Annotated in this window: 19 protein-coding genes; 6 read left to right on the top strand and 13 right to left on the bottom strand. The window is 62.8% G+C overall.

Translation table 11 applies throughout. From position 1 onward, the window contains the following. Positions 1-71: 71 nt before the first annotated feature. The gene (gene dapD / locus F8A10_RS01465; RefSeq protein WP_152366537.1) at positions 72-899 is read left to right on the top strand and encodes a 2,3,4,5-tetrahydropyridine-2,6-dicarboxylate N-succinyltransferase; all 828 of its coding nucleotides are present in this window, start codon (positions 72-74) and stop codon (positions 897-899) included. Between the two features lie 106 nt (positions 900-1,005). Next, positions 1,006-1,257 (top strand): GlsB/YeaQ/YmgE family stress response membrane protein, encoded by a 252-nt coding sequence (locus F8A10_RS01470; protein ID WP_010393376.1) that lies wholly within the window; start codon positions 1,006-1,008, stop codon positions 1,255-1,257. 57 nt (positions 1,258-1,314) lie between these two features. Here F8A10_RS01470 and F8A10_RS01475 read toward each other — a convergent pair whose 3' ends face one another. Continuing rightward, entirely contained in the window at positions 1,315-1,785 is a 471-nt protein-coding gene (locus F8A10_RS01475) for a YbaK/EbsC family protein (protein WP_152366538.1), read from the bottom strand. Positions 1,786-1,841: 56 nt separating this feature from the next. On the opposite strand from F8A10_RS01475, the gene F8A10_RS01480 reads away from it, so the two are divergent. After that, positions 1,842-2,156: a hypothetical protein gene (locus F8A10_RS01480; RefSeq protein ID WP_010393367.1), complete on the top strand. Its 315-nt coding sequence runs from the start codon at positions 1,842-1,844 to the stop codon at positions 2,154-2,156. A gap of 76 nt (positions 2,157-2,232) precedes the next feature. Beyond that, complete coding sequence (locus tag F8A10_RS01485; RefSeq protein WP_085501384.1) at positions 2,233-3,483, top strand: lytic murein transglycosylase; 1,251 nt, start codon at positions 2,233-2,235, stop codon at positions 3,481-3,483. A gap of 486 nt (positions 3,484-3,969) precedes the next feature. Here F8A10_RS01485 and F8A10_RS01490 read toward each other — a convergent pair whose 3' ends face one another. The 6 genes from F8A10_RS01490 to F8A10_RS01515 form a co-directional block, all read right to left on the bottom strand. Next, on the bottom strand, positions 3,970-4,461 hold the full coding sequence (locus F8A10_RS01490) for an RNA pyrophosphohydrolase (protein WP_010393357.1): 492 nt from the start codon (positions 4,459-4,461) through the stop codon (positions 3,970-3,972). Next, positions 4,458-5,876: a S41 family peptidase gene (locus F8A10_RS01495; RefSeq protein ID WP_085501382.1), complete on the bottom strand. Its 1,419-nt coding sequence runs from the start codon at positions 5,874-5,876 to the stop codon at positions 4,458-4,460. Before F8A10_RS01495 ends, F8A10_RS01490 begins: the two co-directional genes overlap by 4 nt. After that, entirely contained in the window at positions 5,873-7,111 is a 1,239-nt protein-coding gene (locus F8A10_RS01500) for a murein hydrolase activator EnvC family protein (protein WP_085501381.1), read from the bottom strand. Before F8A10_RS01500 ends, F8A10_RS01495 begins: the two co-directional genes overlap by 4 nt. Next, positions 7,108-8,640 carry a 2,3-bisphosphoglycerate-independent phosphoglycerate mutase gene (gene gpmI, locus F8A10_RS01505; protein ID WP_010393351.1) on the bottom strand — a complete coding sequence of 511 codons (1,533 nt, stop codon included), beginning with the start codon at positions 8,638-8,640 and terminating at the stop codon, positions 7,108-7,110. The genes F8A10_RS01500 and gpmI overlap by 4 nt, the downstream gene beginning before the upstream one ends. Before the next feature lie 156 nt (positions 8,641-8,796). Further along, positions 8,797-9,987 carry a 23S rRNA (adenine(2503)-C(2))-methyltransferase RlmN gene (gene rlmN / locus F8A10_RS01510; protein WP_085501380.1) on the bottom strand — a complete coding sequence of 397 codons (1,191 nt, stop codon included), beginning with the start codon at positions 9,985-9,987 and terminating at the stop codon, positions 8,797-8,799. 114 nt (positions 9,988-10,101) lie between these two features. Next, positions 10,102-10,629, bottom strand: coding sequence for an invasion associated locus B family protein (locus tag F8A10_RS01515; RefSeq protein ID WP_010393345.1), 528 nt, complete (start codon positions 10,627-10,629; stop codon positions 10,102-10,104). A 152-nt stretch (positions 10,630-10,781) separates the two neighbouring features. Here F8A10_RS01515 and F8A10_RS01520 point away from each other — a divergent pair, with 152 nt between their 5' ends. Beyond that, positions 10,782-11,768, top strand: a complete 987-nt coding sequence (locus tag F8A10_RS01520) for an asparaginase (protein ID WP_010393344.1) — start codon at positions 10,782-10,784, stop codon at positions 11,766-11,768. A 6-nt stretch (positions 11,769-11,774) separates the two neighbouring features. Here F8A10_RS01520 and F8A10_RS01525 read toward each other — a convergent pair whose 3' ends face one another. The 4 genes from F8A10_RS01525 to fsa form a co-directional block, all read right to left on the bottom strand. Next, positions 11,775-12,533 (bottom strand): TSUP family transporter, encoded by a 759-nt coding sequence (locus tag F8A10_RS01525; RefSeq protein WP_085501409.1) that lies wholly within the window; start codon positions 12,531-12,533, stop codon positions 11,775-11,777. 64 nt (positions 12,534-12,597) lie between these two features. Further along, positions 12,598-13,536, bottom strand: coding sequence for a tyrosine recombinase XerC (locus F8A10_RS01530; RefSeq protein ID WP_010393335.1), 939 nt, complete (start codon positions 13,534-13,536; stop codon positions 12,598-12,600). Beyond that, positions 13,533-14,246, bottom strand: a complete 714-nt coding sequence (locus F8A10_RS01535) for a DUF484 family protein (RefSeq protein WP_010393333.1) — start codon at positions 14,244-14,246, stop codon at positions 13,533-13,535. The genes F8A10_RS01530 and F8A10_RS01535 overlap by 4 nt, the downstream gene beginning before the upstream one ends. Then, positions 14,246-14,899: a fructose-6-phosphate aldolase gene (fsa, locus tag F8A10_RS01540; protein ID WP_010393331.1), complete on the bottom strand. Its 654-nt coding sequence runs from the start codon at positions 14,897-14,899 to the stop codon at positions 14,246-14,248. The genes F8A10_RS01535 and fsa overlap by 1 nt, the downstream gene beginning before the upstream one ends. 284 nt (positions 14,900-15,183) lie before the next feature. Between fsa and F8A10_RS01545 the strand changes: the two genes are divergently transcribed. After that, a complete protein-coding gene (locus F8A10_RS01545) occupies positions 15,184-17,385 on the top strand; it encodes a primosomal protein N' (protein WP_010393326.1) in 2,202 nt (733 codons plus the stop codon). A 127-nt stretch (positions 17,386-17,512) separates the two neighbouring features. Here F8A10_RS01545 and F8A10_RS01550 read toward each other — a convergent pair whose 3' ends face one another. Further along, a complete protein-coding gene (locus F8A10_RS01550; RefSeq protein ID WP_227493397.1) occupies positions 17,513-19,219 on the bottom strand; it encodes a glycosyltransferase family 2 protein in 1,707 nt (568 codons plus the stop codon). A gap of 142 nt (positions 19,220-19,361) precedes the next feature. After that, complete coding sequence (locus F8A10_RS01555; protein WP_152366539.1) at positions 19,362-22,013, bottom strand: polysaccharide pyruvyl transferase family protein; 2,652 nt, start codon at positions 22,011-22,013, stop codon at positions 19,362-19,364.

Genomic DNA, 22,013 nt, shown 5'->3' on the forward strand with positions numbered 1-22,013 from the left:
GCACATTGCGCGGCCGCAGCCCTCGGCTTATAGCCCTTGGTCAGGAGTTTCCACCGTTGAGAGGCCAGACCATGTCGAATGACGCCCTTGAAGCCGCCATCGAAGCCGCCTGGGAGAACCGTGACCAGATCACCCCGGCCACCAGGGGCGAGGTCCGCGACGCCATCGAGGCGACGCTGGAGGCACTGGACAAGGGCGTGCTGCGCGTCGCCGAAAAACGTGACAATAACGACTGGCATGTCAATCAATGGGCGAAAAAGGCGGTGCTGCTGGGCTTTCGCCTGAAGGATATGGAGATCCACAGCGGCGGCCCGCAGGGCGGTACCTGGTGGGACAAGGTAGACAGCAAATTCGCCAGCTGGGGCGAAGCCCAGTGGAAAGAGGCGGGCTTTCGCGCCGTGCCGAACTGTGTCGTCCGCCGCTCGGCCTATATTGCCAGGGGCGCGGTGCTGATGCCCAGCTTTGTGAACCTGGGCGCCTATGTCGATGAAGGTACCATGGTTGATACCTGGGTCACCGTCGGCTCTTGCGCGCAGATCGGCAAGAACGTGCACCTGTCGGGCGGCGTCGGCATTGGCGGCGTGCTGGAGCCCATGCAGGCCGGTCCGACCATCATCGAGGACAACTGCTTTATCGGCGCCCGCTCTGAGGTGGTCGAAGGCGTGATCGTGCGCGAAGGCTCTGTCCTCGGGATGGGCGTGTTTATCGGCAAATCGACCAAGATCGTGGACCGCGAAACCGGCGAGGTCACCTATGGCGAGGTTCCGGCGGGTTCAGTCGTCGTCTCGGGTTCGCTGCCGTCCAGGAATGGCGTGAACCTGTATTGCGCGGTGATCGTCAAGCGCGTCGATGCGCAGACCCGTTCAAAAACCTCGATCAACGAGCTTTTGCGCGATTGATCCGCCAATCCGGCCGCGTCGCATACACCAAGTTGCGAGGCGGCCGTGAACCGAAGCCGGGTTTGTGCGTTCTGTCCGCATGACATCTTGAAAGCGGAGGTATCACATGCAGGGTTTGGGTTGGCTGGCGGCGATCATCGTCGGTGGTCTGGCGGGCTGGATCGCCAGCAGCATCATGAAGGCCGATACGGGGATCATCCTCAACGTCATTCTTGGCATCGTCGGCGCGGTGGTCGGCAATGCGCTTCTGGGCCTTGTCGGGCTGAATGCGCAGGCGGGCAGCTGGCTTGCCCAGGGCGTGGCGGGACTGGTCGGCGCGGTGCTGCTGATCTGGCTTTATCGCGCGGTCGCGGGTTAGGGCGCCCGCACGAAAACAGGAAAGGGGGGTGGATTTTCCGCCCCCTTTTCTTTGGGGTCAGGCGGTGAAATCCGCCGTCTGTGCGCCGGTCACGCGGATCAGGTCCTGTGGCGTAATGGAGAACACATGGCGTGGTGTGCCAGCCGCCGCCCATACGGTCGAAAACTCCAGCAGGCGCGGGTCTATCCATGCCTCAAGCGGGCGCAGATGCCCGACCGGCGCCACACCGCCGATGGCAAAGCCGGTCTCGGCGCGGATCAGCTCGGCATCGGCCTTGCCCAGCTTCTGTCCCGCGACCGCAGTTGCCTTGGCCGGATCGACCCGGTTGCCGCCTGCAGTCAGGAACAGCACGACATGGCCGCTGTCCTCGCCCCGGAAAATGATGGATTTGGCAATCTGATCGACCTCGCAGCCGATTGCTGCAGCCGCGCCTTCGGCGGTGCGGGCGCTGTCGTCGGTCTCGCGGATCTCGGCGGTCAGGTCCGCCTCTTGCAGTGCGGTGCGCACCCGCCGCAAGCTCTTGCTCATTGCCTCCTCCATCTGTTTCGGGCGATATGACCGCAAGTTGGCGCAAAGGAAAAGCCATGCAACAGGTTTATACGCTTCTGGTCGAGGTCGGGCGCGCTGCAGAGGACGGGCTGCCCGAAGGTGCGACCGGCGCGGCGCTGGTCTGCTACGCATCGGGCAAGGACGAAGATGAGGCGGTGCGCGAGACCGTCGCCATCCTGAAACAGGCCGGCCTTGCACCGCTGGAGGTCACCGGCCACGGCACGATCGAAGAGCGTCTGGCCGAGGGGCATGAGATCTCCGACGAAGAACGCGCCCTGATGGAGCGTGCCCGCCAAGAGAATGCCGTCATCGTCGCGCAGATGGAGACGCTCTATGACCACGAGGACTGATCCGCCCCTATCCAGCCGGCCCATGCTGGGTTAGACTGACCGAAACCAGAACAAAAGCACGGAACGGACAGGCAGAATGACCAGACGCATCATGCGCATTGCGACCGCCGCCCTGCTGATCGGCACGCTGGCCGGTTGTGGCGTTTCGCTGAACAGGACCCCCGGCGCGGTTGGCGGCAATTTCAGCGGGTTGCCCACTGCGGGAGGGCAGGGTTCTGAGGCAGGTTTCCGGAACTGGGTGCAAAGCTTCCGTCCGCGCGCGCTGGCTGCCGGGATCTCGCCCACGGTCTTTGACAGCGCCATGGCGGATGCCCATTATCAGCCCAGCCTTGTCGCTCTTGATCGCAAGCAGAGCGAATTTACCAAGCCGATCTGGGAATATCTCGACGGTGCCATCGGGACGCGCGGCGCGACCGGTCGCAGCAAGGCCGCGCAATATGCAAGCACACTGTCGGCAATTGAATCCCGCTATGGCGTCCCACGTGAAATCGTGCTGGCGGTCTGGGGGATGGAATCGAACTTTGGCGTCAATCGTGGCAATACCCGCATCGTGCCGGCACTGGCAACGCTGGCCTATGACGGCCGCCGGGGTGAGTTCTTTGCGGGTGAGCTGGTCGCCGCGCTGCGCATCATCCAGTCCGGCGATGTCGACAGCGCCCATATGGTCGGCAGCTGGGCGGGGGCCATGGGCCATACGCAGTTCATGCCGTCATCCTTCCTTGCCCATGCGGTAGACTTTAACGGGGACGGCCGCCGCGACATCTGGTCGAACGATCCGACCGACGCGCTGGCCTCGACCGCAAGCTATCTGCGCCAGAACGGCTGGCGTTCGGGTCAAAGCTGGGGCGCTGAGGTGATCCTGCCTCCGGGCTTTGACTTCAACCAGACCGGTAAATCGGTGCAGCATTCCGGCAGCCAATGGGCGTCTATGGGTGTGCGCACGGTCAGCGGCGCGCCGGTGCCTTCGGGTTCGATCCTGGCCCCGGCGGGTGCGCGCGGTCCGGCCTTCCTGATCACCGGGAATTTCCGCGCCATCCTGAAATACAATGCCTCGGACAGCTATGCGCTGGCCGTTGCCTATCTGGGTGAGGCCATCGCCGGCCGTCCCGGCATTCAGGGCAACTGGCCGCGCGGAGACCGCACCCTGTCAAACACCGAAAAGGCCGAGATCCAGCGCCTGCTGATGGCCAAGGGCTTTGACACCGGCGGGGTGGACGGCAAACTGGGGAGCCAGTCGACCGAGGCCATCAAGGCCTTCCAACGCTCGCGCGGTGTGACGCCTGACGGCTATGCCGATACCCGCTTGCTGGCGATGCTGCGAGGCTGAGAGCGCGGAACCAGCGGTCATTACCTGCGGTGTGGCCTTGGTGCGGGGGCGGCAGGACCGCCCCTTGGCGAAGCAGGGGCTATGCAATCCGCAGGTGGCGTTTCTCCATGCCAGAACATCCGAAAGAATCGGGCGCCTGTGACCCTGGCCTGACATGATGGCGCCGGGATGACGGCAAGGTCATGTATATACACGGCATATCCGGTGTGTGCGCTATCGCAGCGAACGCGGCTTATCCCCATTGACACAGGGAATACGGCGATCACTTCGCCGACGATCCCGAACCGGCCCGCTTATCCCGGCGTATGCCGGGAACACTATGAAAACGGGCAGGCCGGTCCCGGGCTGGCGGATTATCCCCGCACATCGGGGACGCGCTTTCTTGATGCGGGCCTGAAGGTTGTGACCTGTCCATCCCCGCGCAGGCGGGGAAACCCTTCCCGATCCGACCCAAAGCAAGCCCGCCCGGCCCCGGACGGACTGCCTTCAAGCCAGAATTTCGCGGAAATCGGCGAGGACGCGGGCATAGACCTCGCGCTTGAAAGGTACGATGCTCTCGATCAGGTCCGAGGCCCGCATCCACTGCCACCGGTCGAACTCCGGGTGTTCGGTCTCAATACGGATGGCGTCGTCGGCACCGTGAAAGCGCATGGCAAACCATTTCTGCTTTTGCCCGCCGTATTTGCCCTTCCAGACCTTGCCCAAAAGCTCGGGCGGCAGGTCATAGGTCACCCAGTCCGGGGTTTCGGACACCACCTCGACCAGATCGGGGGTGACGCCGGTTTCCTCGACCAGCTCGCGCAACGCGGCCTCGCGCGGGGTTTCGCCCTTGTCGATGCCGCCCTGAGGCATCTGCCAGGCGGGGCCGGGATTGTCGATGCGCTGCCCGGCAAAAATCAGCCCGGCGGGGTTGATCAGCACCACCCCCGCACAGGGACGATAGGGCAGGCCCGACGGGCCGAGCAGCTCTGTGCTCATTCGGCCTTCGCCCCCTCCTGACCCGAATCCTCGCCGGTATTGGCGGGTTTCGCGGCCTCGGGCACGGCCTGGGCGTGGTAATCCACGGCAGCGAGCCCCTTGAGGATGTCGACGGCATAGGCCAGCTGGTAGTCCTCTTCCCGCAGTTTTGCGGTGGCGGCGACCTGCTTGGCCTCTTCCTCGATCTGCTTGCGCTCTTCGTCGCTGATCGAATCGTTGTTCAGCGCCCCGCGCAGATCGGCTTCGGAGCTGAGGAATTTCGACTCGGTCAGCGGCTTGTTGGCCTCATCCTCGTCCTTGGGCTTGGGTGCCGGCTGCTCGACGATGATATCGGGCTGGATGCCAAGGGCCTGAATCGAGCGGCCCGAGGGCGTATAATAGCGTGCCGTCGTCAGCCGGATGGCGCTGTCCGAAGTGACCGGCATCACCGTCTGGACCGAGCCTTTGCCAAAGCTCTTGGTGCCCACGACGATGGCACGGCGGTGATCCTGCAGCGCGCCGGTGACAATTTCCGAGGCCGAGGCCGAGCCGCCGTTGATCAGCACGACCATCGGTTTGCCCTGCGCCAGGTCGCCGGTCTTGGCATTCCATCGCTCGCTGTCCTCGGTTTTGCGGCCGCGGGTCGAGACGATCTCGCCGCGGTCAAGGAATGCGTCCGAAACCTCGATCGCCTGGTTCAGCAGACCGCCGGGGTTGTTGCGCAGGTCCAGCACAAAGCCCGTGACCTTCTCGATGCCGCCCGCATCCTCGATAGCCTTTGCCATCTCAGTCTTGAGCGTCGAGAAGGTTTCGTCGTTGAAGGTGGTGACGCGCAGGACGACGGCATGGCCCTCGATGCGGGTTTTGACCACCGTCAGCTTGATGACGTCGCGGGTGATGGTCAGATCAAAGGGCTCTTTTTCGCCCTCGCGCAGAATGGTGATCTTGATTTCCGAACCAACCGGGCCGCGCATCTTTTCGACCGCCTCGTCCAGGTTCAGGCCCATCAGCGATTCGCCGTTCACATGGGTGATGTAATCACCGGCCTTGACGCCGGCCTCGGCTGCCGGGGTGTCGTCGATGGGCGAGATGACCTTGACCAGCCCGTCCTCTTGCCCGACCTCGATCCCAAGGCCGCCAAAGCTGCCACGGGTCTGGGTCTGCATGTCGTCGTAATCCTTGGCCGACAGGAACGAGCTGTGCGGATCAAGCGAGGTCAGCATACCGTTGATCGCTGCCTCGATCAGCTTCTTGTCGTCCACCTGTTCGACGTAATCGGCACGGACGCGCTCGAACACATTGCCGAACAGGTCAAGCTGTTCATAGACCGAGGCGTTCTTGCCGGATTCCTGCGCGACCAGGGGACCCGCGAATTGGGTGGCGACGGTGATGCCCGCAAGCGTGCCGATCGCCCCTGCCAGAAGATAATGTCTCATTCGGTTCCGTCCTGCCCGGTTGCGTTGCTGCGGTCCATGCCGTTCGTGGCTTCTCCGACGATTGGATTCATCATGAACCACTCGGCCGGGTCCAGTGTTTCCTTGCCGTTGCGAAGTTCAACATAGAGTGTCTCGCTCTGTCCAGCGCCACCTCCGGCTGCGGCATTGGCGACAAACTCGGCGCCGAACTCTTGCGCGGGGGGTTCCTGTCCGCCCATCAGACCAACCGGTTCGCCCGCCGCCAGCACGTCGCCCGTCTCGCCAAAGACCTGCGCCAGACCGGCAAATATCATCAGATACCCGCGCGCGGGCTCAACGATCATCACATTGCCGTAATCAAGCAAAGGTCCGCGATAGCGGATGGTGGCGGGCCAGGGGGTCGTGACAAGCGCGGCGGGGGCGGTCGCGATGACCAGTCCCGGCCTGCGTACACCGGCGGCATCGGGTTCATCATAGCGATGCAGTACCCTGCCCAGCACCGGCAGGGGCAGGCTGCCCTGTGCACCCTCGAAATCGGCCATGGGCGCGCCGACGTCCTGTTCCATGCCGACGATGCCCGAGGCAAAGGCCTCCAGCGTGTCGGCCGATTGCACCAGTGCCGTCAGCTCCTTTGGGTCCTCGCCAAAGCGCACCGGCAGGTTTGAACGGTCGGTAACCGCCGAGGCAAGCAGCCGCCGCGCCTCTTGCACCTGCCCAAGCCCCTGCGCCAGCGTGTTCGCGGCGCTAAGCTGGATGGCGCGCACGGTGCGGATTTCCTCAAGCTTTTGCTGCATGCTGCGGGCCTCGGCCTCAAGTCCCGGTGCAACCGAGGACAGGATCATTCCCGCCCGGGCCGAGGATTCCGGTCCGGCGGGATGCAAAAGCAGCATGGTTTCGGGTGATTTCTGCATCGACGTCATCACGCCCAGCACCCGGCCCAGCCGTTCGCGGCGCGAATCGAATTCGGTGCGGATCTCTTGTTCGCGGATACCGGCACGACGCAGCCCCTCGCGCAGCGCCGAGAGGCCCTGCTCATAGGCGCGGATCATGCGGGTCAAAGAGGCAACCTGATCGTCCTCGGTCAGGGCCTCGTCCAGCTGGCTGACCGCCTCGCGCAGCATGTTGGCTGCCTCGGCGGCCTGCTCTGCCGCATCATTCAGTTGCGAATCGCCCTGTCCCGGAGTCGCCGGCTGAGCCGGGGCGATCGAGCCGATGGCCAAAGCCATCAGCACCGGCAGGAACAGCCATGGTTTCATGCGCGCTCGATCAGTGATGTGCCGGTCATTTCGGGCGGCAGGTCCAGACCCATCAGGTCAAGCACCGTGGGCGCGACTTCGGCCAGCCGGCCATTGCGCAGCCTTGCCCCCTTTGGGCCGCCAAAGACGATCACCGGTACCGGGTTGGTGGTATGGGCGGTGTGCGGGCCGCCGGTTTCGGGGTCGATCATCGTTTCGCAATTGCCGTGATCGGCGATGACCACCGCCGCGCCGCCAGCTTTCTCCAACGCCGCCAGCATCATGCCCAGCCCCTGGTCCACCGCCTCGCAGGCGCGGATTGCGGCGGGCAGGCTGCCGGTATGGCCGACCATGTCAGGGTTGGCATAGTTCACGACGATCAGATCATAGCCCGCGCCAATCGCCTCGACCAGTTTGGCGCTGACCTCGGGTGCGGCCATCTCGGGGGCAAGATCATAGGTCGCGACCTTGGGGCTGTTCGGCATAAAGCGGTCCTCGCCCGGTTCGGGCGTTTCCTTGCCGCCGTTCAGAAAGAAGGTGACATGGGGGTATTTCTCGGTCTCGGCCAGACGGAACTGCCGCAGACCCTTTTGCGCCACCCAGGCGCCCAGCGTGTTCACAACCGGCCGCTTGGGATAGGCGGCAGTCATATATTCGTCATGTCTGGCCGAATAATCGACCATGCCAAGCAACGCCGCCCATTCTGGCCGCCGTCCGGTGTCAAAGGCCGAGAAATCCGGCTGGCCGATGGCGGCAAGGATTTCTCGCGCGCGGTCAGCGCGGAAGTTGAGGCAGAAGAACCCGTCATTGTCCCGCGCCCCGGCGTAATCCCCGATCACGGTCGGTTCGATGAATTCGTCGGTTTCGCCGCGGGCATAAGCCTCGGCCACGGCGTCGGCCGCATTTGCGGCGTGCAGCCCCTCGCCGCGGATCATGGCGGCATAGGCGCGCGAGACGCGTTCCCACCGATTATCGCGGTCCATGGCGTAATAACGACCGATGACAGTGCCGATACGCGCTGCCTGGGGCATCCGGCCCAGCAGGTCAGCCATAAAGCCCGAGGCCGATTCAGGCGCCACGTCGCGGCCATCTGTCACCGCGTGGATGACGACCGGCACCCCTTTGTCAGCGATGGCCCGCGCTGCGGCAAGCACATGCTCAAGATGGCCATGCACCCCGCCGTCCGAGATGACACCCATCAGATGGGCAGTGCCACCCGAGGCCTTGAGCTTGCGGATGAACTCGCCAATCGCCGGGTTTTCGTAAAAGCTGCCATCCTCGATTGCGAGGTCGATCTGACCCAGATCCATGGCTACGACCCGGCCCGCGCCGATATTGGTATGCCCGACCTCAGAGTTACCCATCTGGCCTTTCGGCAGACCGACATCCGGGCCAAAGGTCACCAGCCGCGCATGCGGGCAGTCGTGCATCAGCCGGTCGAAATTTGGCGTCCTCGCCTGATCGGGTGCGCTCTGCTCGGGCCGGTCGGAAATGCCCCAGCCATCGAGGATGCACAGGACGACGGGTTTCGGACGGTTCGGCTGGGTCATGCGGCACCTCTTACGCGGGTCGTCACGCTTCTACGACCGCAGGCGGCGGGGGGCAAGCTTGGGCTGGGTCGTGGCGGAATCGTGATGAGAGCCAAGCCCGGTGCGAGTCATTGCCGCAACGGTTCTGCGGGATGAAAAGGCACGGACCGGACAGTTTCAGGCACCGGCCCCGGCTTCGGCAGCGATCTGGGCGGCAGATTTCCGGCCCCGTTCAGTTGCGGATTTCAGCTGGCCGCAGGCGGCCATGATATCCTCGCCTCTGGGCGTGCGGATGGGCGAGGCATAGCCTGCCTTGTGCACAATATCGGCAAACGCCTCGATCCGGTCCCAGCTGGAACGACGATAGGGCGAACCGGGCCATTCGTTGAACGGGATCAGGTTCACCTTGGCCGGGATGCCGCGGATCAGCTTGACCAGCCGGCGTGCGTCGTCGTCGCTGTCGTTCACGCCGTCCAGCATCACATATTCAAAGGTGATGCGTTCCGAATTCGACAGGCGGGGGTATTCGCGCAACGCGTTCAACAGCACCTCGATGTTCCACTTGCGGTTCACCGGGACCAGCCGGTTGCGCACATCGTCCGTGGTGGCGTGGAAACTGACGGCCAGAAGGCAGCCGATCTCTTCTGCGGTGCGGGCAATCTCGGGCACGATGCCGCTGGTCGACAGGGTGATGCGGCGGCGCGACAGGCTGATGCCTTCGCCGTCCATCACCACCTTCATCGCGTCGCGCACGTTTTCAAAGTTATACAGCGGCTCGCCCATGCCCATCAGCACGACGTTCGACACCAGCCGCGTTTCATCCTTGGGGGCGCCGGGCTGGGGCCATTCGTCCAGATCGTCGCGGGCGACCATGACCTGACCGACGATTTCGCCCGCCGTCAGGTTGCGCACCAGTTTCTGCGTGCCGGTGTGGCAGAAAGAACATGTCAGCGTGCAGCCTACCTGGCTTGAGATGCACAGCGTGCCGCGCCCTTCCTCGGGGATATAGACCGTTTCGACCTCATGCCCGCCAGCGATGCGCAGCAGGTATTTGCGCGTGCCATCAGCGCTGACCTGGCGGGTGACGATCTCGGGCACCGCGATTTCGAATTTCCCGGCAAGCAGGGCGCGATAATCCTTGGCCAGATTGGTCATCAAGGCAAAGTCACGCACGCCCCAGTGATAGACCCATTGCCAGATCTGGCCAACGCGCATGCGGGCCTGACGCTCGGGCGTGCCAGCCTCGATCAGGGCATCGTGCAGCTGGTCGCGGGTCAGCCCGACGATATTGACACGACCTGTCTCGGGCAGCTTGCGCGGGATGGTCAGCAGGTCCTGAGTGATCGGGGCGGCAGTCGGGGCGTTCATAGGCTGGGGTGTCCGGGCGGGGAAAGGCGATAGGCCTATATAGTGCAAGGCGGCCCAAAAGAAAACAGGGGCCCGGGCCCCTGTCTTGTCTTTGTCCGCTACTGTGGCCGCTGCTTACTTGCAGGCGGCCTGCGCCTTGTTCGTCGCAGCGGTGATGCCCGACAGGCTGAACGTGTCCTTGGTGACCGTCCCGCGCGAGGAACGTCCGGTCACGACCGCCGAAGAACCGGCGCGCAGGGCGCTGATCAGTTTGCTGTCGTCAGCGGGAGAGCCGGTCCACGCGCTTTCCCCTTCGGTGAACAGCTTGAAGACCTGACCACCGATATTCAGCTCGACCGCCGAATCCGGGGCGAAGGGATAGCCGCCCGAAAAGGACACTTCGCCCGACTGGCCGGGACGATAGGCGACGTAAAGGCGGATATCGCCGCGTGTCACCTCTTTGGGATTGCCGCTTGAGTCGAGGTTCTGGGTCGATTTCGGTGCCGACACGGCCCAGCATTCCTTGGGGCTGCTCGCCGAAAAGACGGTCCAGTCGCCCTCGGTCCCGATCACATTCGTCGAGTCCTGGGCCAGGACCGGCGAAGACGCGGCGATTGCGAGTGCGGCGGCTGCCGCTGCGGCGCGCGGCGCGAATTTCAACATGCTCTGGCCTCCTGCCATGGTCCGGTTCAATCCGGCTTGTTGCCGATGATGGTGGCGTTTTCAACCATCTGGGGGCAAGATAATGCGAAAAGGAAGCCGTGAAAAACCCCCGTTTGCGGAAAATCGCGCGATTGTCAGAGGAAAATGCACCCATGACCGCAGCCAGACTGATCGAATTGTGGCGAGGCGGCATGTGCGAAAGCAGCCATATGGGCCATGTGGTGATCGCTGATGGCGATGGTATCGTCGAAGCTTGGGGCAACCCCGGCACCGTGATCTACCCCCGTTCTTCCTGCAAAATGATCCAGGCGCTGCCCCTTGTCGAAAGCGGTGCAGCCGATGCGGCACGGCTGAACTCTGAACAACTTGCGCTGGCCTGCGCCAGTCATAATGGCGCGCGTCAGCATGTCGAGCGGGTCGAAAGCTGGCTTGCCGCGCTGGGGCTTGAGGACAGCGATCTGCGCTGTGGCGCGCATTTGCCCCGCGACCCGGATGAGCGTAAGCGGCTGATCTGTGCCGATGACAGCCCCTGCCAGATCCATAACAACTGCTCGGGCAAACATGCGGGCTTTCTGACGCTGTCCCGGCACGTGAACGCCGGCCCGGAATATGTCGAGATTGATCACCCCGTGCAGCGTGCTGTCCGCCGCGCCTTTGAAGAAGTGACGGGCGAGACCGTGGCGCGCTGGGGGATCGACGGCTGTTCTGCCCCGAACTTTGCCTGCACGATCGAGGGGCTTGCCCATGCCATGGCCGGGTTTGCGCGTCCCAAGGGTGGTGCACGCGGGCAGGCTCAGACGCGGCTGGTTGAGGCGATGCGTTTGCATCCCGAACTGGTCGCGGGCGAGGGGCGCGCCTGCACTGAGCTGATGCGTGCGACCAAAGGCCGTGCCGTCGTCAAGACCGGGGCCGAGGCGGTGTTCACCGGCATTATTCCCGAACGGGGTCTTGGCATCGCGATCAAGATACTGGACGGAGGCACCCGCGCGGCCGAGGCGGCGATAACCGCGCTGCTTGTGCATCTGGGCCTGCTCGAAGAAGGGGACCCGGTGGTGCAGAAATACCTGAGCGGCCCCCACCGCAACTGGCGTGGCCTTGCGACGGGCGAGCTGCGCCGGGCACGGGGTTTTCCGGTCTGACCGGCCCTAGAGCAACTGCCAGATCAGCCGCAGTGCCAGCAAGGTCGAGGTGACGACCAGCAGCGGCTTGATGACCTTGGCGCCGATTCGCATGGCCAGCCGCGCGCCAAGCATCGCGCCGGCGATCTGCGCCACAGCCATGATGGCGCCAAGCAGCCACAGTGGTTTGCCCACCACGGCAAAGGCGATCAGCCCGCCAAGGTTCGAGGCAAAGTTCAACAGTTTGGTATGTGCCGTTGCTTTGAGGATGCCGTAACCCGCCAGCATGACAAAGCCGAGCATGAAGAACGATCCGGTCCCCGGTCCAAGCAGCCCGTCATAAAAGGCGATGACCGGCACCACCGTTGCCGTGAACAGCGCCGGAGAGATGCGGCGAACGCGATCTGTATCATCCAGCCCCGGCTTTAGCGCGAAAAAGGCAGCAATGCCGATCAGCACCACCGGAAGGCCATAGCGCAGCGCCTGCGTCGGAATCCAGGTCACCAAAAGCGCGCCGATCAGACCGCCCAGAAAGGCGACCGCCGCCGCTCTGATCTGATGGCGCAGATCGACAAGTCCACGCCGCGCATAAGAGATCGCCGCCGTTGCCGCCCCGAACACGCCCTGCACCTTGTTCGTGGCCAGCGCCTGCGCAGGAGGCAGGCCCGCAAGCAGCAGCGCAGGCACGGTGATCAGCCCGCCCCCGCCAGCGATGGCATCGACGAAACCAGCCGCAAAGGCGGCTCCGGCCAAAAGCAGAACGAGATCAAGGGAAAGGTCCAGCAGCATTCCGCCGCTTTGGGCTTAACCGCGGGAAATGTAAAGCGGGCGCGATCAGGGACGGCAGGGCTCAGGCGCGGGGATGGGCGGCGCGATAGACGGCCAGCATATGGGCATCATCCACACCGGTATAAACCTGCGTGGTGGACAGGCTTGCATGGCCCAAAAGCTCTTGGATCGTGCGCAGATCGCCGCCGGCTGCCAGCAGATGTGTGGCGAATGAATGGCGCAGCGCATGGGGTGTGGCCGTCGGCGGCAGGCCAAGCACCTGACGCGCCTGACGCATCACTCCGGCGACCAGTGTCTGGCTAAGCCGTCCGCCGCGCGCACCGCGAAACAGCGGGCCGTCGGCCTCCAGCGGGTAGGGGCAGAGGCGCAGATAATCGGCAATCGCGTCGCGTGCGGTGGGCAGGACCGGCACCTGCCGCTCTTTGCCGCCCTTGCCGCGTATGGTCAGGGCTTCGCGCAGCGGCCAATCGTTGCCGTTCAGCCCCAGCGCCTCGGATATCCGCAGCCCGCAGCCCCACAGCAGCGTCAGCACCGCGACGTCGCGGGCCGAGATCCATGCCTCGGGGTGGGTGTCGGCGGTGATGTCCAACAGCGCCTCGGCCTGTTCGGGGGCAAGGGGGCGGGGCAGGGACCGAGTGTACTTTGGTCCGCGTGACGCCAGCGCCTTTGACGCATCGAAACCGTGGCGGTCCGACATCCAGCGGATAAAGCTGCGCGTCGCCGACAGCCGCCGGGCCAGCGACCGCGCCGAAAGCCCGCGCCCACGTTCGGCGGCGGCAAAGGCGCGCATATCGGTCTGGGTCAGCCCCGCCAGGGTTGCGGGCAAGGCGGGCGCGCCGTGATAGCTGCCCAGAAAGGCCAGGAACGCCAAAAGGTCGCCCTGATAGGCGCGGATCGTGTGGTCCGAGCGGCCCCGGGTCGCGCGCTCGCTATCCAGCCAGCGCGCAAGCGCATCGGCCATGACCGGGGCCAGAGCAAGGGGCTCCGGCGCGCCGTTCATTTCCTCAACCACGAAATCAGGACCAGCCGGAATACCTGCCCGAAAAAGCGCAGCAGATCGGTGCCCTGAGCAGGCGTGAACCGTCCCGCCTCGGCCGAGCCCATCAGCAAAAGCGCCGGGAACCGCCCGATACCAAGGTCGATCGGCAACAGCGCCTCGGACCGGATCGGCGCGCGGGCAGGGCCGTGAAAGGGCAGGGTCGCATCAGCGACGCTGCGCAGCACGATATCATCCCCGCGTGGCATCCGCCGCCCGCCCGAGATCAGCTGCGCCACCGTGCCCGCAGGGGCGATCAACAGGGGGCCGCTGCCCTCGGGTTCGGGAATGGTACCGCCCGATTCCATGATCAGGCGCAGCGTCTCGACCCGCAGGATCGGTGCGACCGCCATGTCGAGATTTTCCAGAAACTCCTGAAAATCCGTCGGCTCAAGCAATGACAGCACAGCGCGGTGAACGGTGTTCATCCCCGACTGGTTGTCATAGGCGGCAGAGATCACCGATTCATGCGCCGCCTCCAGCCGGTCCAGCCGCGACTCAAGCGCCTGCATGGCCCGGCCCCTGATGTCGACGACATTATCGCCCAGCTCGGCCTCGCGCGCGCCGATCAGCGCGCGCATCAGGTCACGATCGGACAGGATCAGCTCGGGCTGGGCAAGCAGCCGGGCGCGTGTCTCTTCGGTCAGTCCGGTCGCAGAGGCCCCGATGGTCATCAGACGATCTTTTGTCCGGTCTTGGCCCAGTCAGCGTTGAACTGTTCCAGCCCCTTGTCGGTCAGGATGTGATTCGCCATCGCCTTGATGACGGCGGGCGGGGCGGTGATCACGTCGGCGCCGATACGGGCGGCATCGGTGATGTGGTTCACAGTGCGGATCGACGCGGCAAGGATCTCGGTCTGGAAGTCGTAATTGTCATAGATCTCGCGGATCTGGGCGATCAGGTCCAGGCCGTCAAAGTTGTTGTCGTCCAGACGGCCGATGAAGGGGCTGATGAAGGTCGCGCCGGCCTTGGCGGCCAGAATCGCCTGCGCGGGCGAGAAGCACAGCGTCACGTTGACCTTGTGACCGGCCGAGGACAGCGCCTTGCAAGCCTTGAGCCCGTCCCAGGTCAGCGGCACCTTGACGGTGATATTCGGCGCGATCTTGGCCAGATGCTCGCCCTCGCGGATCATGTCTTCGGCTTTTTGGGCGACGACTTCGGCGCTGACGGGGCCTTCGACGATGTCGCAGATCTCCTTGGTGACTTCCAGGATGTTGCGGCCCGACTTCAGGATCAGCGACGGGTTGGTGGTGACGCCATCCACCATGCCCAGATCGTTCAGTTCGCGGATGGCGGCGACATCGGCGGTATCGACAAAGAATTTCATGTGGAGGAGCCCTTCTTGCGGTTTTACCGTGGGTTTAGCGCATAACAGTCCGCGCGTGAAGTCCGGCGCGCGACTTGCGGGCCGGGGCGCTGCCGTGTCACTAGTGACGCGCATCCGGCCGCATGGTCTGGGTCAGATTCCGTCCGCCATCGCTGCAGGAGAACACCCGTGGAAGTCTTTCAGCCCAATCTTGCCGATCTGTTGCCGTTCCTGCCCGCCGGGCCGCTGCTGCTGGCGAACTGGCCGGTTCTTCTGATGTTTGTCTGACCGTCGATCTCGGTGTGATGTCTCAGCCGCTTTTCTACCCTCATGGCGCGCGGATCGCGGTGCTGACGCAAGAGGTGGTCGGCGTGCTCGACTATCTTGCGCCCGAGGGGGGCGTGCGGCTGGGACAGCTGGTCATCGTGCCGTTGGGGCCGCGCCGGGTGATGGGCGCCGTCTGGGGGCCGGGTGTCGGCGATTTCGACGCAGCACGGCTGCGACCTGTCGCGCGGCTGATCGACGCCCCGCCGCTGGGGCCGGGGATGATCGAGTTCCTGACGCGCATGGCGGAATACACGCTGACGCCGTTGCCCCTTGCGCTGCGGATGGCGACGCGGGCGCCCGATCTGGATCAGCCGCCGTCGGCGCGGCGCATCATCCATCGTGCCGGACCCGAGCCTGAGCGTATGACAGACGCCCGCGCCGCCGTCCTGCGGGTGATCGAGGATCACGGCGGGGCAGGCTTTGCCCCCTCTGAGCTGGCGCAGCTTGCCGGGGTCAGCTCTTCGGTCGTCCAGGGGCTGGTCAAAGCCGGGACGCTGGCCGAGGTGCTGGCCCCGCGCGACACCCCCTATCCCCGACTTGACCCTGATTTGCCGGGCAAGCCTCTGGCCCCCGATCAGGCCGAGGCTGCCGAAAGCCTGCGCGCGACGCTGAAGGCGCGCGGCTATGGCACAACGCTTTTGCGCGGCGTTACCGGTTCGGGCAAAACCGAGGTCTATCTTGAGGCGGTGGCCGAATGTCTGCGTCAGGGCCGGCAGGCGCTGGTGCTGCTGCCCGAGATCGCGCTTTCGGCCGAATTTCTTGACCGTGTCGAGGCACGTTTCGGTGCCCGGCCCGGGGAATGGCATTCCGGCATCACCCGGGGTGAACGGCGTCGGCTATGGACCATGGCCGCGACGCATCATGTCGGGCTGGTGGTCGGCGCCCGCTCGGCCCTGTTCCTGCCCTTTGCCGATCTGGGCCTGATCGTCGTCGATGAAGAGCACGACCCGAGCTATAAGCAAGAGGATACGGTCTATTACAGCGCCCGCGACATGGCCGTGCTGCGCGCCAGCATCGAGGCGGCGCAGGTGGTGCTGGCCTCGGCCACGCCCTCGGTCGAAAGCTGGGTGAACGCGGGGCTGGGGAAATACCGCCGCCTTGATCTGCGCGCCCGCTACGGCAGCGCCGAACTGCCCGAGATGGCCGCAATCGACCTGCGCCAGCAGGAGATGGACAAGGGCCGCTGGATCAGCCCGCGCCTTGCGGCCGAGATCCGCGCCCGGCACGAACGGGGTGAGCAATCGCTGCTGTTTCTGAACCGGCGCGGTTACGCCCCTATCACCGCCTGCCGTGCCTGCGGCCAGCAGATTGGCTGCGACCATTGCGATGCGCGCATGGTCGAGCATCGCTTTCAGAACCGGCTTGTCTGTCACCAATGCGGAGCCACCAAACCCATTCCGACCGCCTGTCCCAGTTGCGGGGTCGAGGGCAAGATGACCGCAATCGGCCCGGGCGTCGAACGGCTGGCCGAAGAGGTGGCCGAGCGTTTTCCCGAGGCGCGGGCGACAGTCCTGTCCTCGGACCTGTTCCACTCGGCCCGGGCGCTGAAAGAGGCGATTGCCGATATCGGCTCAGGCGGCACGGATATCATTATCGGCACCCAGATTGTCGCCAAGGGCCACAACTTTCCCCGGCTGACGCTGGTGGGCGTGATCGACGCGGATCTTGGACTGCAAGGTGCGGATCTGCGCGCGGCCGAGCGGTCGTTCCAGCTGATGCGTCAGGTTGCTGGCAGGGCGGGGCGTGAGGGCGGCGATGCGCGCGGGCTGGCGCTGTTACAGACCTATCAGCCTGACCACCCTGTCATTCGCGCGATCCTGTCGGGCGAGGATGAGACATTCTGGGACGCCGAGGCAGCGGCGCGGCAGGGGGCGGGTATGCCGCCCTTTGGCCGGTTGGCGGGGATTATCCTGTCCCATCCCGATCAGCCCGTGGTCGAGGATTACGCCCGCGAGCTGGCCCGCCGGACAGAGCCCCTGCGCGCGGTCGGTGCTGAGCTTTTTGGTCCCGCGCCTGCGCCGATCGCGCGGGTGCGCGGGCGCTACCGGGTGCGCATGCTGATCCGTGCCCCGCGTCAGGCGCCGGTGCAGGGCGCTATTGCGCAGTGGCTGAACAGCGCACCAAAGGCGCCGACAAACCTGCGGCTGTCGGTGGATATCGACCCGCAAAGCTTTTTGTGATGGAATCACTGGTCCAAGCAATCAGAACCGGACGCCGTGCCCTTATGGGATACAAAACAAAAACGAAAAGGCTGTGAGGGCCCGCCCGTTGCAAGCAACGTTGCGTGCCGTTCAACAGGCAGGACAGTCAGGAATCCTTGATCAGCTTTTCCTGCCAAAAATCTTCAGAGGTATAGGTGTCGTATTTTCCCTGCCAATCAGCGCGGAGCTTTGCATAGCTTGACCGCACCTTCAGGCTGTTGCGGATCATTCGTACGCTTTCACGCCAAAAAGCCTTTCTATCGCGCTGCACGGTATAGTTTTTCGTCCTCTGCGTGTTCAGAAAAGTGATTTCCTTTGCGCCATACATCTCGCGGAAGTTGTCACGATTTGCGGCTGACATGACCAAACGGCTGCCCAGCGTATTGGCAAAAGGCAGCAGGTGTCCGTTGAGTGTCAGCAACAGCAATGCACGAAGTGGGCGCGAGCAGCGGCCGTTCCGTGGTTGCGGGGGGATCTCGACAGATTTCCACGCTTCGGATTTAGTCATCTCCTGCAACACTTTTCGGCGTTGGGTCATGTCCGCGTTATCCGAAAAGAACTGCGGCCCCTTCAGCACGTCCTCGATCGCAAGATTGACGGCAGCCAGGCTTTCATAATGGAACCGCACGATTGTACGCAGGTAAAAGCTGAAAAACATGCGCTGCAATTTGAACCAGCTGACATGCTTTGAAGGCAGGCTCAGGTGGTGGGCCAGATGACTGCGCATGTCGAGATACCAGGTCATCGGTGATGCCTTGTCGGTAAAGCCTTCCTGAATGGAAGCGACACCCGGCAGGGTGACGATCCTAAAATCATTGGCAAGCGCAAAGCTGACGTCATCCCCCCGTACGAAGAAGGGGAATGGCATGTGCGTCGCCTGATCGACGGGGAAGGCAAAGAACCACCAGCCCGCGTAGAACCCGCGTGGAGCAGGAAACGTGGTTTCAAACTCCATCTTGAAAACGTCGCCTGTAGATCTGGCATCAAGACCAAAATATTGCGGTTTGCAGCCCCGATCAAAGATCGCGCCGTTTTCCCATATCTGCCAGCGGTGATCGGCATTGATCATTGCGCCCGCAACTGCGGTCCGTGGGTCGGTACTATAGGCGAGGAACCACCAGGTCCGGGTGATTGCCTCCATATGGATCGAGGCATCATCGTCCATGAACAAGCAGTGGGTGGCACCTGCCTTGCGAGCCTCAAGCAAGCCGCGGGCAAACCCACCGGCGCCGCCCAGATTCTCGTTCGGGATGACCGTAATGCCCGCAACCGAGCTTTCCGGGATCGAGCGGCCGTTATCGACGATATTCATCCGGATATGGTCGCGCAGCTCCGAGGCTTCGCGGAAACGGGCAAAGCGTTCGATGGTCGAGGTTACCGCCTCTTCGCGCCGGAAGGTGGTAACAGAGAGCATCAGCTCGGGATACTGGCGCGGCGGGGCCGAGGTGGTCCAGGCAAAATCCTGCAATTCCCCATCACCAAGCGCAACCAGTTCGAAAAACAGAACGATGCAAGGATCATCAAACCCCGTCAGGTCAAGCGGCAGTGACAGGCTGCCGTTGATGGAAACTGCCTCGCTGTAGAGCTGATTCCACGACTTGTCCTGCGCCGCCAGCCAGACGGTCAGCTGGAATTGACCTTTGCCCAGCAGCCATAGCGAGATGGGTAGATCTCCGCACAGAGCACGCCATTTGCCAAGGTTGAAGAGGTTGTAATAGCAGTCGGTGGACGCCCTTCCTCCGGGAGCAAAGTGGATGCCACCCTGTTTCAGCGAAATACCTGCAGGACCGGACAGGTGCACATAGGTAGGCACTTCCGTAGATATTCCATGCTCAGGCCAGATTGCGGACTGAATCGGATACTGTCCTTTGCTCAGGCTGGGACGTCCCAACGCCTCTTTCGGCATGCTGTTCATTGGCGAAGCTCTTTCCACAGTTGCTCTCCGGGGCCCACAGTCAGGCCTTTTCGTGCGATGCCAGTACTTCCTGGACCGGTATGCGCTTCGAACGCGGCGTCAGGACTGCCGGGTCGTAATGCCCAACGGCGACGAAGGAGATAAAGACTTCGTTCTCAGGGATGTTCAGAATGTTCCGGATCGCTTTTTCCCGCTCGGCGTTCATGGCGGTGTTAAGGCTGCAGCCCCCCAGACCCATCTGTTCGAGCCCAAGCAACAGCAGCATCATAAAGAGGCCGCCATCGATAAAGGCCTGGTTCCTTTCAACCGCGCCGACAAAGGCTGACAGATCGCTTGTGATAAGCAGCAGCTTTGGCGGGGTTTTGTAGCCCCGGAAGCCGCCTTGCAGCTCAAGCGCGGCCTTGATGGCATCGGGGTTGGTGAACTGATGGACCCGGACCGGTTGGCGGTTACAGACTGATGGCGCTTGCTGCGCAATCCGAATGGCGCGCTCGATATCCTCGTTGCGGACAGGATCCGATGTGAATTCACGGACGCTGCGCCGCGAAAAGACGACATCTACAAAACTGCGATTCTGGAACCTGTCGACCTCGGCTTCTCGGGTCAGATGGGCGGCCTGGACCCCGCCGGTACCTTTGTCCGCTTTCTGAATCGCCTCCTGGACAGGCGCGTGGAACAGCTTCCAGAAGTGAGATACGTCAAAGCCGATCTCACGATGCCGCTCGAAATAGTTGTGCATGACCGATGCAGCGATCTGGAAGAAGGAATCTTTTGGATCACGGCCCGCTTTGATCCACTTATTCATCTCTTCGGCCAGCGGCAGCATGTAGTCCTTGCCAAAGCCGGGGCGGAAGCTTTCGGACCGGCTCAGCCCCTTTTCAAAACCGTGGCTATAGAACATCAGCAGGGAACGCGCATTCTCGACATTGCGGGAGATGCGGTGCTGTGCATAGAAGTTGATAAAGCGGTTGATATCGTGTTCGCCCAGCTCTCGCACGACCGTTGCCGCGTCCTTCTTGCGTTTGGACGGTGCGGCAGGCGCCGCATTCGGCACAACAGCCTCTTTGGGGATCGAGCGCAGAGATATCCCGGTAATATCGGCTCCGGCATTTACGCCGATGAAATGAACTGCCCCGAACATGATCTGAGAAAAGCCTGAGGTAGGCACGACGAAGCTCAGTTTGTCGGTGCGCGGCACGTTCGTTTTCTTTTTTGGTGCTACGGCACCAATAACGCGGAACTTTCCGGTTTGCGGGTTGCGGATGTGAACATTGACGAGGTCGGATGCTGTGCGCACTGTCCAGTCAATCGTCAGTTCATATGCGGAATCTTCCTTCAGCGGCTCGGGCAGGTCGGTCCATACCAGATTGCCCCGGACTGGAGATACAGCCTTCAACTGCGTGGCCTGACCGGTGTGGGTAACTGTCCATGCGTCGCTATTGGCGGTGAATTGCGGCGCCCTCAGGCTGAACTTCTGCTTGCTCATCTGGAACTTGATAAGTTCGGCAGATTTTCTCAGCGCCCGCTCCAGCTTGCCATTGCGCAGGCGTGCACCCAGGGACGGAGAAAGTTTCTTTTTCTCCACTGCGGCAATCGTGTTCCGGATCGGCGTCTTAAGTGCCGATTTCAGCCACAGCTTCGATTCTTTGACATGTGCGTCAAGAGCTGCGTGAATGGAGGTATAGTCGAGCGGAGCCAGGAAATCGGCGCTTCTGGTCAGGATGTCGTTTGCATCCAGCGTGAAACGTTCCTTATGGCCCACAATTCCAAACAGTGAATGGAAACGAGCCACACCGCGACGCTTGTTGCCAATCGAGGCAAAGGGTTTACCAAACTTCAGTGCGAAGGCCGTGCCGTGGAACGAGTCGGTCAGAACATACGAGCTGTTGGCATAAAGTTTGAGGAAATCGTAGGTGTCGATGCCCTCCTCGACCGCGCCCTCGATACCCATGCTCTGCTTGTTTTTTTCAAACAGGTGCGGCCATGCGTCAAGAATGATCCTGATTTTCAGGTTCTTTTCTTTTGCAACATGCTCGATCGCCGCCTTTTTCTGAGGCGTCGGGTCCAGAATATAAGCCAGCAGATAGGGCCCTGACACATCTCGTGTCGATTGGGCCGCCAGATCAAGATAGCGCTGGGTGTCAAGCAGGAAGATCGGCTCGGCCACCTGCTTGGCCGGCACCTGATAGATGTCGCGTGCGATTTTTACGCCGGAATCTTCGCGGACCGAGATCGCGTGGAAGCGGCGCATCAACTCGGAGATGACGGGTACTTCATCAGGCGGCGAGAAATCTTTTGAGTGGCCAAAGGACGCCGCATAAGAGATCCGGCGTTTGGAATCCTCGGTAAAGTCCAGATAAAAGGCTTTGCCGAAATGCTGCGAGATCCCGTAGTTCCAGACCTGATCCGAACCGATTACAAAAGTATTGGCGATCCGGTTAAGTTCATGAACGGTCGTCTGACTGTAAATTTTGCTGAGATTGTAATGCTTTCTTGCGAACTTGATCGCATGTGTATTCTGAATCTCTGGGTCATCCGCGCTGGCGCCGATCTTTGACACCATAAGGACCTTGTTTCCAAACGACTGAACCGTTTGATAAAGGCTGTAATAGGTTAGAACCGAGCCGTAGTTAGCTCCGACGCCGACCCCGATAATAGCTACGTCGTATTTTTCGTTGGCCTGATTGTCCAT

It is taken from the genome of Paracoccus kondratievae (genome assembly GCF_009301415.1).
GTDB lineage: Bacteria > Pseudomonadota > Alphaproteobacteria > Rhodobacterales > Rhodobacteraceae > Paracoccus > Paracoccus kondratievae.